This is a genomic window from Arsenophonus endosymbiont of Aleurodicus floccissimus (assembly GCF_900343025.1).
Classification (GTDB): domain Bacteria; phylum Pseudomonadota; class Gammaproteobacteria; order Enterobacterales; family Enterobacteriaceae; genus Arsenophonus.
In genome coordinates, this window is record NZ_OUND01000008.1 from 21,780 (window position 1) to 38,289 (window position 16,510).

Below are 16,510 nucleotides of genomic sequence, written 5' to 3' on the forward strand. Positions count from 1 at the left end.
TTGGTTATATGGCCACATAAATCTTTAATATTTCATGCATCATTTCATTAACACTTATTCCTTTTTGTTCTGCCTTTTTCTTAATTTCGTTATATAAAGAAGGCTGCATAAGCATTTGCACTCGCTTACTCTTAGTTTCTGGAACGATTTTAATTTCTTCTTTTCCGATTTTTGGATCTGCTTTAATTGGTAATTCTGCTTTTATAGACTGAGTTAATGAAAAGTCTTCTGTATCCTCTGCCATGCTAATAAAAGCCATCGCTGGGTTAGCGTTGGCAAAGCTCTTCTTACTCATTGGTTAATATCCTTCCAAATCTGTTTCATTAGCGCATCATAATCTTTGGTGGCATTACTTTTATGGTTATAGTTAAATATGTCTTTTTTCATAGCCTGTGCTTCTCTGACTGCCAAAGCTTCTCTCACATATTGCGTGTATACCTTTGTCTGTAGCTGTATAGCTGTATCTGTAATGACTTTTTGTAAATCACGGCTTAATATGCTACGTGTATTGTGTTTTGTTAATACAATACCAAGCACTTTTAAATCTTTATTTGTATAGCGCTTTACTGTTTCTATAGTTTGGCCTAACTGGGTTATTCCTTGTAAGCTAAATATATCGGCTTGCGCTGGTATTACAGCGTAATTACTTGCTGTTAATGCGTTAATAGTGATTATGTTTAAGGTTGGAGGAGTATCAATAACTACAAAGTCATAGCTAATTAGATCTACTAAAGCTTTTTTTAATCTATACTCTTTACCTGTCTGGGTTAACGCTATATCGACGTTAGCAAGTGAAGGTGTAGAAGGTATAATCCAAAATTTGCTTGGTGTTAGCTGAATTTTATCTGCCTGTATTCTTTCAGCTACTAATACTTCTAGCATATTGTAATCGCTATTTCTTGCTCCTATAGCGTATGTAAGATTTCCTTGCTGATCTATATCTAAGAGTAATACTTTTTTATTCTTTTTTACCTGTATCCAAGCACCTATAGCTTGTGCTGTGGTGGTTTTTCCTACTCCACCTTTCTGGTTTATAATTGTTATTATTTTAGCCATATGCGTGTCGTCGTGTATGCGTATTATAATTCATAATAATGATATTTAATAGAATTATTTTAAAACAAAAAAATACGTATTATGATAGATTATATAGCAAAATACACATACCCTAAATAATCGATATAAAATAATTATTCTTTATTTAAAATCTTATTTTTAATCTTAAAAATCTCTTTCTTACCTTTTTCTCGTTTACGTGATGCTTCTGCTTGTGGAGTATTTTGATTACGGTTTTTGAAAATAACCTTATCTGTGATCGAATCAAAAAGAATTTCATAATCTGGAAGATCATTGGCTTTAGCCAATTGTTTAATATTAAATTTGAACTTAGATAAAGCAGCAGTACTACCTGTTTTTAAATACAATTTTTCTAAACAAATTGTAAATTCGGCCTGATTACCACAATGTTTTCGAGCAATCTCATATAATCGTCTATCTATTGCTTTCCTGATACGAAAATAATCAGGACTAATTTGTAATACCTTAGTTTTTGTGATTGCTTGATAAAACCAATCAGGTAATGTAACTTCTATCATTCCAATATCTAATTTTCCTTTTTGTTTCTCTGTAATTTCCCACTTATCAATTAGACCAAAATCAATCGTTTTTTTATCATCAGCAGAATAAACAATATTCGTTTGGATCCTCGTTCCAGATAAGCGAGATAATGCTTTTTTCAAATCATCGTAAGCCCGTCCACTCTTATCTCGATTAGTCGTTACAAAAAAATCATATGGAGTAAAAGCAACCGTGTGACTAATTGGCTGATTAAAATTAATGGCTTCTTGTAATTTTGAAATAGCATAAATCCAAATGTCCTTATCAAATACCGTCGCTAAACCAATTTTAGAAGATGATCTAACTTCTATAGTCACATTACCATTTCTATACACTCTAGGTTTTGTATCACCAGCTTTCAACGCAAAAAATGGATGTTCCATACTTGCCATTTCATCCCGAAAGGTTGAAATATCGACATCATCAGCGATAAAAAATTCGAGTTGGTTATGTTTATGAGGTCGTAATGTCTTCAAGTTGTTTTTTCTCTTTTTGTTTGTAAAATAAACCACACCCTTTCTCCTAGAGTGTTTAGGATTGTTGGTTAGAGCCTACTGAATGTATCCGCATTCAGTAGGCTTGTTTGTTTAATAAAAAAACGATTCGGCTTTTAGGAATAGCTTAAACATCGGCTTTTAGGAAAATTATATCGGCTTTTAGGAATAAATCAATTAAAAGCTCAAAAAGAAAACAAAATTAACTGTGAATAACTCATTTTAGTTATCGGCTTTTAGGAATAAACTATCGGCTTTTAGGAATAAACTATCGGCTTTTAGGAATAAACTATCGGCTTTTAGGAAAAACTTATATTTTTTTATATAGTAAAAACATGGATTTACATATTGTTTTTTTGCCTTTAACTCTTTTAACTTATACATAACTAAATATAACTACGCGCGCGCGAGGTTTTTCTGTGGATAACTTTTTTCTAACAAAAACCCTGAACCGAAAATATGTTACTACTGAGTGACCGTATTTCTTTTTTGCAATTGTGATATTCCGCTTCCTTGTCTGCTCACTCGCTTCGCTCGGTCACAGACTTGCGGCGAGCGGCGGGATTTTAATAAAAAAATTTTTTTAGTTAATTAACCTGAAACATTGCACTATTCAGTTGCTACGGCTAGCATCACTAGGATTAACGTATACATTAATTCAGACACAACATGAACAAAACAGAAATCATCAATCAAATTGCTGAAAAAGCCCACTTAATAAAAAAAGATTCAGAGAAGACGCTGAACGCTTTCATCAAAACTGTGAGTGAAACCTTAAAATCAGGCGATGATATACAACTCGTTAGCTTTGGTAGCTTTCAGGTTAAGCCAAGAGCAGCAAGGGAAGGACTCAATCCACAAACAGGAAAGGTTATACAGATTGCTGCTGCAAACGTACCGAGTTTTAAGACAGGTAAAACTTTGAAAGAAGCCGTCAAATAACATGACCGAAAAAGATGTACGAATTAAAGCACCTGTACAAAACGCAATTTTACTATTTTCGTACAGGTGTTTTGTACAGAGTCCGAAACCGAACGATTTTGGAAAACTAAAATTGCTTATCGAAATTAGAAAAATTTTGAGTTAGGGATTAGAAATAACGGTCATAATCCTATCTAAAACGCGCTGTAATCAATTCTGAGCTATTTTTTCAAAAAAAACGTATCCAAACAAGGTAAAAATTTGATCGGTGCGCAAAACACGTTATAGCGATTTTTGCTTCTCAGATAAAAAACACCCAGTAAGGTTAACGAGGTGTTTTGATGGCATGAGATACCGTCTTCTCCATCATGATACAAGTTATATTTTTTCATCGAAGGGGATGCCAGATTTCAACACACCATAGTTAATTGGAGTAACTTTCGCATTGCTGCGCAAATGCCTATTTTACCTCCTTTTATGGCGCGATACGAGCCGTTGCCACTATGCTTTTAACTATTGGGTTACAAGAAATGACGGCTAGAGCTGGCATTTACAATGCTTTTCTAAGCTCTGTATGACCTCGTTTTGATAGGCGACTTCGCCCTTTAAATAAACCAAATTCATACAGCTTTGGGTTAAGACCCGCATAGGTGACGACTTCTTTGCTGTTGTTGAATTTTGATACATTACCCACATATGCCAACAAACTGGCACTCAGTATTTCACCAACACCAGGAATGCTTTCCAACAACGCTTTATTTTTCTTTAATTCAGGATCACCATCGATATGATTTTTTATTTTTTCGTTGGTGGATTAGATTTGTTGTTTCAGGGCATCAATACAGTGAGGGTTGAACGACATCTTCAGCTACTGACTACCGTTTACCTGCATTTGCTTCATTTCTTCTAAATTCTTTAGATGGCATACCAGCGCTGTTAACTGACGTTCACGCAATGGCGTAGGTGTCCAGAGATTTGGCTTATGTAGTGCGCAGTAACGCGCTATTCTCTTAGTATCTCCCTTATCAGTTTTATTTCGACTTAATTCAATCTCGCCAAAAGTATGAATACGTGATAAGTTTTCTATACTGACGTCAATGCCATTATCAGCCAAAAACGTAGCCAGGGGAATGCTATAATTTCCTGTTGCTTCAAAACAGATATGACAATCATCGTAAATAGACAGCCGCTTTAATAAATGAGCAAATCCAGATTGAGTATTTGGAAATATCTTTGTTTTATCTTTTTTCTCTCAACCCATACTGCAACGTCGAATTTTAGTTTAGCAACGTCAACGCCCACTGAGATTTTGTCCATGGTGAATTCTCCCATGAAAAAAAGATAATTAAATTATCGCCATGACCTTCCTTATAAATATGTGCTCAAAGCACAAGATACCGTTCGGTTTTATAGGCGATGATAAAATATGTCATCGGGGTTTTATTTCATTCACAAGCTTCAAAGCTTAAGGATTAATGTCATGTCATGAAAAGATTGCTCATTCAATATGGCTTATTCGTTTGTTATTATGCAATTTAGTATGTAAACAGTGAAAATATCGGATGAGTAAAAAACGCAGTTTGAAAAAGTTAAAACTTAACCACAAAGACAATGCCTTTGTAGTTAAACCATTTTTGGTATTTGATATCAAAAATCAGCATTCTTCACAATTTTTTGATACTTACGATGAAGCAGCTGAGTACTGTATTGATAAGGGATTATCAACATTTCTGGAAGTCGGAGAGGTAAGTTACAACAATCCTAATGAGCTTTTCCCTCTCTCCCGTTAATTTTTCTTTTGTACCAAAGAACTCTTCAACGATCTATGTGATTGATGTTAATGATTTTGAGGAAGTGAGCAAAGAAATAATCGAAGGTAAGGTCTTTTTACCTTGTCCTTCAAACTCTCTTCATTGATATTTTTCTAAGTTAAAAGGGAATATTACAAGATAAATAAAAAATTCACGCTAAGCCCACACTACAGTGTATTCAAACAGTTTCTGAGTGAAAAAGAGACGGCTAAAGATTTTTTCGATATCTGGTTACCTGAAGAGATTAAATCTCTTTGTTATTTAAACAGCCTCAAGGTGGAATCAGGCTCATTTATCGATAGTGAGATGAAAAACTATCAAAGTGATATTTTGTACTCCGTTAAAACAGAAAAAGGGAAAGGTTACTTTTATCTTTTAATCAAAGCGCAATCATCACCCAACAAGCTCATGGCATGGCGATTGATGCGTTATAGCATGGGCGCGATGCAAAAACATTTAGAGGCTGGCCACAAAAAATTACCCTTAGTGTTTCCTATCCTGTTTTACACGGGTGAGAAAAGTCCTTATTCCTATAGTACAGATTGGTTCGACTGCTTTAGTGGGCGGGATATTGCTAAAAAGATTTACACCAAACCGTTTAGGCTCGTCGACGTTACCACGCTCGATGACGGTAAAATTATGCAGCACAAACGAATGGCTTTGTTTGAGTTAGTCCAGAAGCACATTCGCCGACGTGATATGACCGAGCTTATGCATGAAATTGTCACGCTGTTGTCGTATAATTATTATACTGATAATCAGGTTATCACTATGTTTAATTATCTCATTCAGGAAGGTAACACACAAAAACCAATGGAATTTATTACTGAGATAGCTAAACAGTCAGAGAAACACGAAGGAGCACTTATGACCATTGCTCAACAAATTGAAGAGATCGGAATTAAAAAAGGCATACAAAAAGGCAAACTGGAAGGCCGTCAGGAAGGCTACCAGTTAGGCAAAAATGATAGAGTTCAAGAAGGTAAACTTGAAGGCGAAAAACAGGCTTCGATGAAGATAGCGCGCCAACTTCTTGAGAAAAGCGTAGAAAGAGATATCGTGAAACTATCAACGGGTCTCACTGATACTGAAATGAGCAACCTGTTTAAAGATTAAACCATACAGAACGCCAGAAATTAAGCCTCAATCGCCCTGGAAAGGTTTCACAGGAAGAGCAGTCACAAAGTAACTCAGTTTACTGTAAAAGGTCTGGGTGAATGCTATGCCCAAAAAACAGGCAAAAAAACCAAAACCCCAAAAGGTAGTAAAACAGCAGCCCAAGAAGCTGGTTGAAAAACCTAAACAGGAAGTGAAGGTTAAAACACCAAAACCGCCGATTCCTCCGAAAAAGCGATTGCCGTTAGAAGAAGCCATCTCACAGATAACCACTTTTTGGCCTTATCTTTTCCCTGATGGCAAGTTATGCCCAATGAAAATTGGTATCCAGCAAGATATGTGGAAGGATGTGAAGGGAAAATCATTACCGATAGCCAGAAGGCACTTGAAAGCCTGTTTAGGCAGTATTGGTCATCATACTGATTATCGCGCACTTATCCAGTTAGGCGCATTTCGTTATGACAAAGACGGTCAGAAAGTCAGTGAGGTCACCCAAGCGGATGTTGACGATAATCTGCAACGTTTGGCACGACGAAATAAATCAAACTATAAATCTCCTGTTGCTCATGCTGATTTGGCGTTGGGAAAATGATTCTCGCTGGTATGAAGCGGAACTCTGTTATGATTTATTTGGTGATTTATTGCTTACATCTTCAGCGTTTGAGCGGATTGGGTCATCGACTTAATTGTCAACGATCACTGAAAACTGATCCACTTTTTAGCTAAATACGATCAATCAAAATTGATCCACACAATTCTTTTTATGGTTTTTATGCCGTAGGAATGGAAGGCGAAAAAAATACTTATAAAGTTCTCATATGTTTCATTTCGCTAATACGCGAGTGAAGCGAACCTCATTACTCACATGGTGCATAAAACCGCGTCAGCCCACTGCTAAGCCGATTTTTGGTTGAAGGATTACTGATGTGACAGGTTCAATATGAGTGTACTTTGAGTCATCTTTCATGTTGGATTTTAGTCGGTTTCTCTGAACATTTTTTTGAGGATGGTGCCGCTTAAATTGGCAAAGTGGATCAGTTTTGCATGATCGGTGACATTAATGGGCAAAATACGAAAATCGTTTCTGATTTACTTACAGGGGTTGCCTCTCTTCATGCCATTGACAGGCAACGCCGGAAAAGAAAAAATCCTTATCATCGGGTAGAGTAATCTTATATTCATTAAGCCTGTTGCTCAATAGCAAAATTAATTGTGACTTACAAAAAAACTAGCTGTTGATGATAAAATAATCAATTTTTGCATTAAAAATGACCCGCATAAGATTAAAAAATAACCTATTTTTGTGTTTTTTAGATGTATCTAACTTGTTTTTATTGAAAGCAGTTTTATTTCACTATTGAGCAACAGGCTTAATATGCAGTAATCGACTGTTGATATTATCTCCTTGTGATAACATTTCATCCAATTCCATCGAGCCTAATACGGTACGGAAGTTAGTCATCGTTAAATTGACAATGGCTAATTGCATATTACTAACTTCATAAGCGGCTTTCACTGGGTCGATGACCTGCATAAAACAGACAGCATCAATAGTAACATTATCATTATCACGGGAAATCACTTCCTGGGAGGGAATATCTAGTACCTGCTCCATCATATTAATTTTTCGGCCAACACGATCCATAAACGGTACAACGATGTTTAAACCTGGCATCAATGTTTTCGTATAACGCCCAAATCGTTCGACTGTCCACTGATAACCTTGGGGCAAAATTTTAACAGAAGAAACTACAACGATCAGCGCGACAATAATAAGGATTGGGATAACTGTTAACATATTTAGATCCTGTCAGGATAGATATAGATTTTTATATTAGGAGAATTGATGATATTTAACATAAAATTATCTACTTAGCATAGAAAAAGTAGAATGTCCCCTTGAAAATTTCCTAACGTACCCAATAAAATAATATAGAAACGTTGTATCAATAAGCGTAAAAGGAGGACAAAAATGGCTTGTCGTTCTTTTTCTCTTATCCCAATGCTCAATGATAACCTGTTATCTGACCGGTTTACTCAAATGGATAAATTGTTTAGCCGAATAACTGGTGAAAAACCTTTGTCAGATATTCCGACTTACAATTTACAGAAAAAAGATAAAGAAAATTTAGAACTCACAGTAACGGTTCCTGGTTATAAACAACACGAGTTAGATATATCGGTACTGAATAATAAACTGACCATCAGCGTAAAAAGTGAAACGGAGAAAGAAGAAGAAAGTAATGATAGCAAAAAAGAGAAATGGTTATATAAAGGTATTGATAAAAAAGGCTTTTCGATGAGTTTTGACCTTGACCATCGCATAAGGATCCAAAATGCTAATTTAGCAGATGGATTGCTAACATTAATTTTTAATTATGAAATACCGGAAGAACAAAAACCACAAAAAATTATTATTGGTCAAAAATCTCAACCAGACGTTATTGAACATAAAACTTAATTTAATAATGCCCCAAAATTAGGGGCATTATTTATTTCATCATAAATTAACTGTTTATTTATGATTAAAAAAATAATTAAGTTTATATTTCACCTCTGATAAATATTTTTGATAGTGTTCCTCTGTACCTTGATGTTTAGCTTTATCGATATCACCACGACCACCGAGAAAAATAGTATTTGTAAAGTATTCTGTTTTTAAAACAGATTCAGCAATTAACGCTAATTTATCATCGACAGAAATAGAAGGTGTTTCATTAGAAACTTTATCTATATTTTTCATAATACGAGAGCCTAATTTAAGCATTTTTAATGCAATTGCTGTTCGATTACAGGATGATTTTCCTTCACCATCATTAATCCTTTTTTCAGAAATAGCATCAATAACATCGACAACCTATTTAGGAATACGTACAGTAACTTTATAATCTTCAGGAATCATCATTAATAAACCAAATTAAACTTACAAATATTTAAAAAATGATTATGCCATTAATTGCTGTTTTTTGATTTTAATGGCGTAGTTATAAAAATAAATTAAAATCAATTAGATAAGATAATGGCAAATGCTGGCATTTTAAGTTAAAAATTAATTTTTAATGGCCATTGCCATCATATTTATTTTTATCAAAAATAATAATAAAATCAAAAAAAATTAAATTAAAATTTTAATAAAATTATATAGATATAAAATAAGCCATAAAGAATCTAAATATATTATTTCCTTAAATAACAATTAGTTGGCAAATAATCGTTTTTATGCTATTTTTTAATGTAAAAATTAATAATTATATATAGATAATTTAATAAAAAATAAGTATTTTGCATGTAGTGTGTAAGTTAGTGTATGAAAAGCGGATTTAGGGAGGTAACATTGATAGTCTTTATTGGAATGTTTTTAAAAAATCCTTTTGCTTTATAGGGGCGACAATATGCCGAATTGTTCTTACTTTTGAATAAAGAGATTCGGGATGAAAATTAAAAATTTAATGTGTCTATTTTTTCTTATTATTTCAAAAATATCACTTACCGATTGTTTTTATAGAGCAGGAAGCTATTATAAAATAAACCCGGATTATTTAAGAGAGATTGCCTGGCAAGAGTCCAATTTTGATCCAGCAAAAAACAAAAATAAAGATGGCTTGTTCGATTTAGGGGTTATCCAAATTAATAGCCAAACCTTTAACGTAATTAAAAATGAATACCCTACGTTAACTGAAACTGACTTAATCAATCATCCTTGTTTAAATATTCATATTAGTGCAATGATTTTAAGTCGTAACTTTGTTAGCTACGGCAAAAATTGGTTAGCCGTAGGCATGTATAACGCTGGAATGAAAAATACCAATACATTAATTAAAAATCGTTACCATTATGCCAGAAAAATTTATCAAAATTATCAAAAAATAAAATCCGGAAAAATGAATGAGAATAAAATTTACGGGTCGCTGGAAGAAAAAAAGTCTTAAGAAGGAAATTTATGAAGCGATTGAGGAATTACAATTTTATGGCATTGAATTTCTCTCCGGCGTTAATCTTTATTTTCATGGTAAAAATATTAATTTTGATAAAATTGATATTAGGAACGAAAATCATACCCCTGTCATGTTTATTTATGATAATAATATTCCGGTTATAAAACTACGCAAAAATAAAAAAAGAAAAGCACCCGTTATTAGCCTTACTGATTTTAAAAAAGATAAAACCAGAAAAGATAATTAATTACACAACCTGTTTTTATTTGGGTAAATTATTACGCCAAAATTCTCATCATCGGTTTTCCCTAAATTTCTTAACAGAGGAAATATTAATCAAAATTTATTTCATATTCTTTGCTGAGCTAAAGGCTTCTAATGTTTCTTTTCTAGCTTTGGAATGATCAATGATAGGTAATGGATAATCTAAAGTAGTCTGATTTTCTTCAGCGCATAGATGAGGAATATGTATATACTTATCTGGTACTTGATTGAGTTCGGGTAACCAACGACGAATAAAAATCCCATTTGGATCAAAACGTTTACCTTGGGTTGTAGGATTAAAAATTCTAAAGTGAGGCATAGCATCTGTACCCGTCGATGCAGCCCACTGCCAGCCACCATTGTTTGCCGCAAAATCGCCATCCAATAATTGAGTCATAAAATAATGCTCTCCCTTACGCCAATCTATCAGTAGGTCTTTAACCAGGAAACTTGCCGTAATCATTCGCAAACGATTGTGCATCCATCCCGTTTTATTTAGTTGTCGCATACCTGCGTCAACAATCGGATAACCAGTAAGACCCTGCTGCCAGGCCAACAACATAGCCTCATCATTTTTCCACTGCACTCGGTCTGTCCAGTCAATAAAAGGTTTATTTTTACATAAAAAAGGATGAGCAACGATTAAATGATGGTAAAATTCACGCCAAATTAACTCATTTAACCAGATAAAAGCACCATCTCTATTTTCTAATAAATTAGGATGTTCAGTTCTTAATCTATTAAAACATTGCCGAGGGGAAAGAACACCAACAGCTAAATAGGGGGACAAACAACTTGTACCATCAATAGCAGGGATATCTCTTGTTTTTTGATAATTTTTAACATTTTCACGACAAAAATTCCGTAATTTAGCTAATGCAACCTTTTCACCGGAAGGAAACGCCTCTGATTTGTAGATATCATTTAAGTAGGGAAGGATAGGATTTATAGAAACTCCACCACCCTTTCGCATTTTAGGTGCCGGCAGAGAACAAACTTCGGTTTTGATTAATTGTTTAATAAAGGCATAACTAAATGGCGTAAATACTTTATACATCTCATTATTAACATTTAAAACAGAACCTGGAGACAAAAGAACACTATCATCAAAACTACGAATTACAACTTTATTGCCTATAATATATTCCAACTGCTGGTCTCGCCTAAGCTCATTGAATTCATATTGTCGATTAAAAAATACTTCACTGATTTTTTCTTTTTGACAAAATTCTCTTAACCAATCTAATGATGCACTAAAATCGGCACATTGTTGATAAATAAGAGGAATACCTAATTCAGCAAGACCGTGTTGTAACTTTATTAAGTTATCGTGAATAAAAGCGATTTGACGCACTGATATATGATGTTTTTGCCATTGTTTAGGCGTAGCCATATAAACCGCGATAATTTTCACATATTGATCCTGACATGCATTAAATAGCGCTGTGTTGTCTGTAATACGAAGATCATTACGAAACCAAACAAGACGAGTCATGTTAAATGCCTTCCAAAAACAACGAAAAGTAATAAGTCCGAATTACTTACTTTCCAGTGTCTTTTTTAAATTAAGATAAAATTTTTCTGCTATGTCGTGCAAATCTTCGCACTCATCTTCATAATCATCCAGACTAAGTTGATTGAGCTTATCTAAATAAAAGTAGTAAGGTTTGGTTTTTTATGAAGCCGACCATATTCAGGGCAGAGAGTTTTTGTTTTGTCATTGTTTGTTAAAACGTTCAGTAAAAGATTTGATATAAGGTTATTCTATACGATGATAAGGATTCTTTCTGTTCCTTCGTTTTTTGTCGATCGCATGGAGTTTTGTAATACCGCTAAGCAAATCAGAAACAATTTCGGTCTTTTGTCCATGAAGATGATTACCTATAAAATCCTCCAAAAAATTGGCGAAATCAAATAAATCACTTATTAAAAATAATACCAAAATAAACCCAGATTGGGTTTTTATTTTATTGTTTTCGTTAAATGGTTTATTTAATTAATCAAATTGGGTTTATTTTTTGTTTTTATTTTAATTTTTTATTTATGGGTTACTATTGGTGATTAAATTAATACCAATAAGTATTTTTTATGCAAAGATATTTTGTGATGATGGCTCTACTTTTGTAAAGCTGACTTACGCTGATAAGCAAAAAAAAACTAGTGACAAAAATAACAGAAACTTCATTTTTAGCGGGAAACTGGAAGTTTGCTTTTGGGCAAAACACTTATAACTATGAAATAGATGGCAAACGTTATTCTTTTAACGATGGGATTAATAATGCTAGTGAAACCACAACGGTTAATTATCAATATAGTGATGAAAACTTGCTCTCTGTTCATCATGCTTTACTGAATACCGATTTAACTCCCTGTGAAATAGAATTATATGTGACATGACCCTTATGCGAGTTCTTCAATGAACAGTGTCAAAATAACATAAAAAATATAGAATAGAAAGGAAAAAAGCCAATTTATTAAGAGAAATAAAATATCATGATGGAGAAGGTTACAAAGATACCTTCAAAATAAAAAAAGTTCATGTTAGTCCAGAATCTTTAACCGCTTTACACGAAAGGTTTAAATATAACGATGTTAATGATTATGAATCGTCTCTGATTGTAGATTGAGGCAGAACGACGTTAGATTGTGGTGTTGTTTTAGGGAAATTCAAGCAATTAACACATGTGATTGCAGAGCCGTCATTAGGTGTTTCTTCGGTCATTAAAAGAATCCAAAAAATAGTTAAATCCGAGACGAATATAGGCTTAACTTACGCTTCTGCTAATAACTTAATGTTAGATATTTTTTATAAAAAATATGAGTTTTTAAGTTTGCTGGTAAATCGGGAGCAGCAAAAATCAGACAGGATAAAATCAGAAACTGAAGATGCGATAAATAATTTATCCGTATTGGTATCCGGTAAGCTAAAAACGTTTAATGAATTTCAGCGAATTTATCTTATCGGAGGGGGGTCATCCTTAATTAAAGATAAAATTATTAAAGATTTTGAACATTTAAAGAACAAGATATATCAAGTTCCTGATTCGCAATTTGCCTTAGTCAAATCGATTGCTAATATGATTTTAGGGGACGATTAAATGAGTGATAAAAGAAAGAAAATCATTGTACATATTCATCCAGATTCCTTCAGAGAAGACAAATTCGCCGATGAAATGCTTGATCAACAGTTAATCAAAAAAGGCGATTTTCTGAAGAAATGTTTCTTATCAGGCTTGGCTTTGCATTTAGCTGATCATCGATTGCCCAATATGATTTCCTGTCTATTAGATGAAAATTTTAATCTTGAACAATTGCATAACGTTTTGTCTTTTATCTCAAAGTCAGATAGCCCTACAAAAAAAGAAAATATTTCAGAAGAAAAAAGTGTTAGATGAAATAAAAAATAACTTGTTGCTTGGGTAATATCAGAAATCGAGAAAGGATGTCGCCGCTAATAGCGGCTCCGCTTATGTTTTCCCTACCGGATATTAGAAGCACAGCGAAAGAAGAATATCGCTTAAATAGATTTAATTCCGCTTAGAAATAAGCTTTATCAATCGCATTAAGTTGAATTTTTAAGGATTTCACTATATCTGGTTGATTACACCGACAGGTCATGGCGCTCAATTGCCAACGATAAAAACGACGAATGGTTATTGCCAACCTGCCAACAAATGTTTCGCGTATTAAAACCCAATAGTCTGATGGTCAGTTTTACGGCTGGAATTGGGTTGAGAAATTTGTTGATGCCTGGAAAAAATTCGGCTTCCGTATTGTTGGTCATTTAGTTTTCAAGAAACGTTATGCGTCAAAAACTGGTTTTTTAGGGCACAGCCACAAAAATGCTTATCTGCTGGCGAAAGGCCGTCCAGTGATGCCCGTAAAGCCAATGAAAGACGTACAGTCATGGCAATACAGGCACAACTCAAAAGCCCGTCAGTAGTTTATAACCCCTCATAGAGTCTTTTACGCAACCTAACGCTATTGTACTCGATCCGTTTGCGGGTTCTGGCTCTACCTGTATCGCTGCTGCACTGTTAGAATGGAGTTACATCGGTATTGAGCTTCTCCCTGAATATCTTGCCATTGGTCCAACAACATATTGCCGCTTTGCGTGCTTGTCGTGCAGCCTAGAGAGAAAATCAAAATGAATTATTAGGGTCATGAAGTGCTACGAAAAGAAGTGGCTTTACTCGTTAAGAAAATGGATATGTTTTACTTGCAACTTTTTGAATTTGAGAAAAGATATTTGCATAAGTCCAACGATCTGACATTGTGTTTAATTGAGAGATTGATTAAACCGATCAAAAAGCAAACGCAAGAGGTTTATAAACAACTTTTATTTTTAAATAGTGCTTTTAAAGATTAATTAAACGGGCGGTATATCCGCCCAGTTGTTATATCAATCTTTGTTGGGTTTGTTTCTTTTAAAATCTGCAAGGCTAATGACCGATGCTTTTCTTTTTTTATTTTTGCGTGGTTTTATCATCGGAATATTATTATCATAAATAAACATGACAGGGGTATGATTTTCGTTCCTAATATCAATTTTATCAAAATTAATATTTTTACCATGAAAATAAAGATTAACGCCGGAGATAAATTCAATGTTATAAAATTGTAATTCCTCAATCGCTTCACAAATTGCCTTCTTAAGACTTTGTTTATTCCAGCGACCCGTAAATTTTATTCTCATTGTGATTAATTAGAAATTTCAATTAGTATAAATAGTGTTCACATCAGGGAAAACTCTCCAAAAAATAAATAATAAAGAGTTCTAATTTAGAACCCCAACAATAAATCGCTCTTTAGTTTTTTCTTGGTTACATCTCAATCAGGGGAAATTATCATGATTAACATCAAAAAACACAGAACAACGTTTCGAAGACTCCAACCTGGTATGTCCGTTTTCTACAACGAAGAAATTGTCAAAATAATAAGATTACGAGAACAAAAATTAACAGATAAAGGCTTGTTCTACCATTTTAATGTTAATGGCGGTAATGGAAGTTTAATAGGTGAAAGTGGCAAAAAGATATTTATTATTAATTAAATGAAATTATCGAATAGCATAAAGATAACCACTCGATAATATCAATCAATTCTACGATAACGCTATCACATTAATTGCTGAAGGTCCTTTATGGCCGTTTTCGACTGAAAAGTTTACTTCCTGCCCTTCATAAAGCGTTTTATAATCATTACCCTGAATCGCGGAATAATGAACAAACACATCCTGACTGCCGTTTTTAGGTGAAATAAATCCAAAACCTTTATCAGCGTTAAACCATTTAACAATGCCTGTATTGATGCTTGACATGTAATAGCTCCTTAATTTTGTTAATTAATCAAAAGTCTCAAAGATTAACATTATTTTTACTAATGGTATTTAATCAGAAGGAACTCATTAATGAAGAGGTATTATGATATCGCTAAATTTTGAATTACTTAAAATTTTTACTAATAAAAAGAGATTGTTAGACTCGAGAATAGGCTTAATTAAGTCATACTTTTGTATTTAATGCAACAATTATTTTCGTAAAAAATAGTTATTAGACACTTGAAAATAATGAGGAGAGTTCTTATTTAAAAAGTAAAGCCAATAAGCGCAAAAAGGAGGGCAATATGGCTTATCGTTCTTTTTCTCTTATTCCTATGCTCAGTGATAACCTGTTATCCGACCGATTTACCCAAATGGATAAGTTGTTTAGCCGAATAACCGGTGAAAAACCGTTATCAGATATTCCGACTTACAATTTATACCAAAAAGATAAAGAGAATCTGGAACTCACAGTAGCGGTTCCTGGTTATAAACAACACGAGTTAGATATATCAGTATTGAATAATAAGCTGACTATCAGCGGCAAAAGTGAAACGGAGAAAGAAGAAGAGAGTAATGATAGCAAAACAGAGAAATGGCTACATAAAGGTATCGAGAAAAAAGGATTTTCGATGAGTTTTGACCTTGGCCATCGTATAAGAATCCAAAATGCCAACTTAGCCGATGGGTTACTAACATTGACTTGTAATTACGAAATACCAGAAGAACAAAAACCACAAAAAATCGCTATTGGTCAAACATCTCAGCCAGAAGTTATTGAGCACAAAAAATAACTTTTAAAGCCCCTAAAATTAGGGGCTTTAAAATAAAAAATCACCGTATTTCTGTTCAAAAAAATAATTAACTTTGTAATCTACTTCACTGGATTTTTTCTTTACTACATCGTAGCAATATTGATTCATCATTCGTTGATCAATATCTTGAGGTTTGGTATTAGCAAACTCAAACATAGAATCAACTCTTAATTCTGTTTTAAGGACAGCATCAGCAATTAGAGCAAGTTTTTCATCC

At 33.6% G+C, this 16,510-nt stretch carries 23 protein-coding genes and 4 pseudogenes; 15 read left to right on the top strand and 12 right to left on the bottom strand.

What is annotated here, in order from left to right; all coding sequences use genetic code 11:
* Window positions 1-4 precede the first annotated feature (4 nt).
* The 3 genes from ARADI_RS16505 to ARADI_RS16515 form a co-directional block, all read right to left on the bottom strand.
* Window positions 5-295, bottom strand: coding sequence for a hypothetical protein (locus ARADI_RS16505; protein WP_119712744.1), 291 nt, complete (start codon window positions 293-295; stop codon window positions 5-7).
* A complete protein-coding gene (locus tag ARADI_RS16510) occupies window positions 292-1,056 on the bottom strand; it encodes a ParA family protein (RefSeq protein WP_119712745.1) in 765 nt (254 codons plus the stop codon). Before ARADI_RS16510 ends, ARADI_RS16505 begins: the two co-directional genes overlap by 4 nt.
* A 134-nt stretch (window positions 1,057-1,190) precedes the next feature.
* Window positions 1,191-2,129, bottom strand: coding sequence for a replication initiator protein A (locus tag ARADI_RS16515; protein WP_238149560.1), 939 nt, complete (start codon window positions 2,127-2,129; stop codon window positions 1,191-1,193).
* Window positions 2,130-2,780: 651 nt separating this feature from the next.
* Between ARADI_RS16515 and ARADI_RS16520 the strand changes: the two genes are divergently transcribed.
* On the top strand, window positions 2,781-3,053 hold the full coding sequence (locus ARADI_RS16520) for an HU family DNA-binding protein (RefSeq protein WP_119712747.1): 273 nt from the start codon (window positions 2,781-2,783) through the stop codon (window positions 3,051-3,053).
* 529 nt (window positions 3,054-3,582) lie between these two features.
* On the opposite strand, the gene ARADI_RS16525 is transcribed toward ARADI_RS16520, so the two are convergent.
* The gene (locus ARADI_RS16525) at window positions 3,583-3,780 is read right to left on the bottom strand and encodes a transposase (RefSeq protein WP_182853350.1); all 198 of its coding nucleotides are present in this window, start codon (window positions 3,778-3,780) and stop codon (window positions 3,583-3,585) included.
* Window positions 3,781-3,900: 120 nt separating this feature from the next.
* Window positions 3,901-4,263 carry an IS110 family transposase gene (locus ARADI_RS16530; RefSeq protein ID WP_182853355.1) on the bottom strand — a complete coding sequence of 121 codons (363 nt, stop codon included), beginning with the start codon at window positions 4,261-4,263 and terminating at the stop codon, window positions 3,901-3,903.
* A gap of 331 nt (window positions 4,264-4,594) precedes the next feature.
* On the opposite strand from ARADI_RS16530, the gene ARADI_RS16535 reads away from it, so the two are divergent.
* The 4 genes from ARADI_RS16535 (at window position 4,595) to ARADI_RS16550 (ending at window position 7,129) form a co-directional block, all read left to right on the top strand.
* Entirely contained in the window at window positions 4,595-4,822 is a 228-nt protein-coding gene (locus ARADI_RS16535; protein ID WP_119712748.1) for a hypothetical protein, read from the top strand.
* Window positions 4,823-4,981: 159 nt separating this feature from the next.
* Entirely contained in the window at window positions 4,982-5,959 is a 978-nt protein-coding gene (locus ARADI_RS16540; RefSeq protein WP_119712749.1) for an Rpn family recombination-promoting nuclease/putative transposase, read from the top strand.
* Between the two features lie 106 nt (window positions 5,960-6,065).
* On the top strand, window positions 6,066-6,551 hold the full coding sequence (locus ARADI_RS16545) for a ProQ/FINO family protein (protein ID WP_119712750.1): 486 nt from the start codon (window positions 6,066-6,068) through the stop codon (window positions 6,549-6,551).
* A 437-nt stretch (window positions 6,552-6,988) separates the two neighbouring features.
* Window positions 6,989-7,129 (top strand): hypothetical protein, encoded by a 141-nt coding sequence (locus ARADI_RS16550; RefSeq protein WP_182853352.1) that lies wholly within the window; start codon window positions 6,989-6,991, stop codon window positions 7,127-7,129.
* 202 nt (window positions 7,130-7,331) lie between these two features.
* Here the strand turns inward: ARADI_RS16550 and ARADI_RS16555 are convergent.
* Window positions 7,332-7,757 (bottom strand): annotated as a pseudogene (locus tag ARADI_RS16555) (SPFH domain-containing protein); the annotation flags it as partial.
* A gap of 174 nt (window positions 7,758-7,931) precedes the next feature.
* On the opposite strand from ARADI_RS16555, the gene ARADI_RS16560 reads away from it, so the two are divergent.
* Window positions 7,932-8,420, top strand: a complete 489-nt coding sequence (locus tag ARADI_RS16560; protein WP_119712751.1) for an Hsp20 family protein — start codon at window positions 7,932-7,934, stop codon at window positions 8,418-8,420.
* A gap of 54 nt (window positions 8,421-8,474) precedes the next feature.
* Here ARADI_RS16560 and ARADI_RS16565 read toward each other — a convergent pair whose 3' ends face one another.
* Window positions 8,475-8,804 carry a relaxosome protein TraM gene (locus tag ARADI_RS16565; RefSeq protein WP_500782829.1) on the bottom strand — a complete coding sequence of 110 codons (330 nt, stop codon included), beginning with the start codon at window positions 8,802-8,804 and terminating at the stop codon, window positions 8,475-8,477.
* Window positions 8,805-9,390: 586 nt separating this feature from the next.
* On the opposite strand from ARADI_RS16565, the gene ARADI_RS16570 reads away from it, so the two are divergent.
* Window positions 9,391-9,888 (top strand): lytic transglycosylase domain-containing protein, encoded by a 498-nt coding sequence (locus tag ARADI_RS16570; protein WP_119712753.1) that lies wholly within the window; start codon window positions 9,391-9,393, stop codon window positions 9,886-9,888.
* Window positions 9,845-10,141 (top strand): hypothetical protein, encoded by a 297-nt coding sequence (locus tag ARADI_RS16575; protein ID WP_119712754.1) that lies wholly within the window; start codon window positions 9,845-9,847, stop codon window positions 10,139-10,141. The genes ARADI_RS16570 and ARADI_RS16575 overlap by 44 nt, the downstream gene beginning before the upstream one ends.
* A 96-nt stretch (window positions 10,142-10,237) precedes the next feature.
* On the opposite strand, the gene phrB is transcribed toward ARADI_RS16575, so the two are convergent.
* Window positions 10,238-11,653 (bottom strand): deoxyribodipyrimidine photo-lyase, encoded by a 1,416-nt coding sequence (gene phrB / locus ARADI_RS16580; protein ID WP_119712755.1) that lies wholly within the window; start codon window positions 11,651-11,653, stop codon window positions 10,238-10,240.
* Between the two features lie 42 nt (window positions 11,654-11,695).
* Window positions 11,696-11,879, bottom strand: a pseudogene (locus tag ARADI_RS16585) (Rop family plasmid primer RNA-binding protein).
* Between the two features lie 421 nt (window positions 11,880-12,300).
* Between ARADI_RS16585 and parM (ARADI_RS20195) the strand changes: the two are divergent.
* The 6 genes and pseudogenes from parM (ARADI_RS20195) (at window position 12,301) to ARADI_RS16615 (ending at window position 14,527) form a co-directional block, all read left to right on the top strand.
* Complete coding sequence (parM, locus tag ARADI_RS20195) at window positions 12,301-12,555, top strand: plasmid segregation protein ParM domain-containing protein (protein WP_305000213.1); 255 nt, start codon at window positions 12,301-12,303, stop codon at window positions 12,553-12,555.
* 53 nt (window positions 12,556-12,608) lie between these two features.
* On the top strand, window positions 12,609-12,785 hold the full coding sequence (gene parM, locus ARADI_RS21435) for a plasmid segregation protein ParM domain-containing protein (RefSeq protein WP_119712765.1): 177 nt from the start codon (window positions 12,609-12,611) through the stop codon (window positions 12,783-12,785).
* Between the two features lie 12 nt (window positions 12,786-12,797).
* A pseudogene (locus tag ARADI_RS19170) lies at window positions 12,798-13,256 on the top strand (hypothetical protein); the annotation flags it as partial.
* Complete coding sequence (locus tag ARADI_RS16605; protein WP_119712759.1) at window positions 13,257-13,553, top strand: plasmid partitioning/stability family protein; 297 nt, start codon at window positions 13,257-13,259, stop codon at window positions 13,551-13,553.
* Between the two features lie 195 nt (window positions 13,554-13,748).
* Window positions 13,749-14,309: pseudogene (locus tag ARADI_RS16610) on the top strand (DNA methyltransferase); the annotation flags it as partial.
* Between the two features lie 17 nt (window positions 14,310-14,326).
* On the top strand, window positions 14,327-14,527 hold the full coding sequence (locus tag ARADI_RS16615) for a YubE family protein (RefSeq protein WP_119712760.1): 201 nt from the start codon (window positions 14,327-14,329) through the stop codon (window positions 14,525-14,527).
* Window positions 14,528-14,560: 33 nt separating this feature from the next.
* On the opposite strand, the gene ARADI_RS16620 is transcribed toward ARADI_RS16615, so the two are convergent.
* Window positions 14,561-14,854 carry a hypothetical protein gene (locus ARADI_RS16620; RefSeq protein ID WP_119712761.1) on the bottom strand — a complete coding sequence of 98 codons (294 nt, stop codon included), beginning with the start codon at window positions 14,852-14,854 and terminating at the stop codon, window positions 14,561-14,563.
* A 408-nt stretch (window positions 14,855-15,262) separates the two neighbouring features.
* Entirely contained in the window at window positions 15,263-15,478 is a 216-nt protein-coding gene (cspE, locus tag ARADI_RS16625) for a transcription antiterminator/RNA stability regulator CspE (protein ID WP_119712763.1), read from the bottom strand.
* A 305-nt stretch (window positions 15,479-15,783) separates the two neighbouring features.
* Here cspE and ARADI_RS16630 point away from each other — a divergent pair, with 305 nt between their 5' ends.
* On the top strand, window positions 15,784-16,272 hold the full coding sequence (locus ARADI_RS16630) for an Hsp20 family protein (protein WP_119712704.1): 489 nt from the start codon (window positions 15,784-15,786) through the stop codon (window positions 16,270-16,272).
* Between the two features lie 27 nt (window positions 16,273-16,299).
* Here ARADI_RS16630 and ARADI_RS16635 read toward each other — a convergent pair.
* A partial coding sequence (locus ARADI_RS16635) for a relaxosome protein TraM (protein WP_238149561.1) occupies window positions 16,300-16,510 on the bottom strand: 211 nt, incomplete at its 5' end.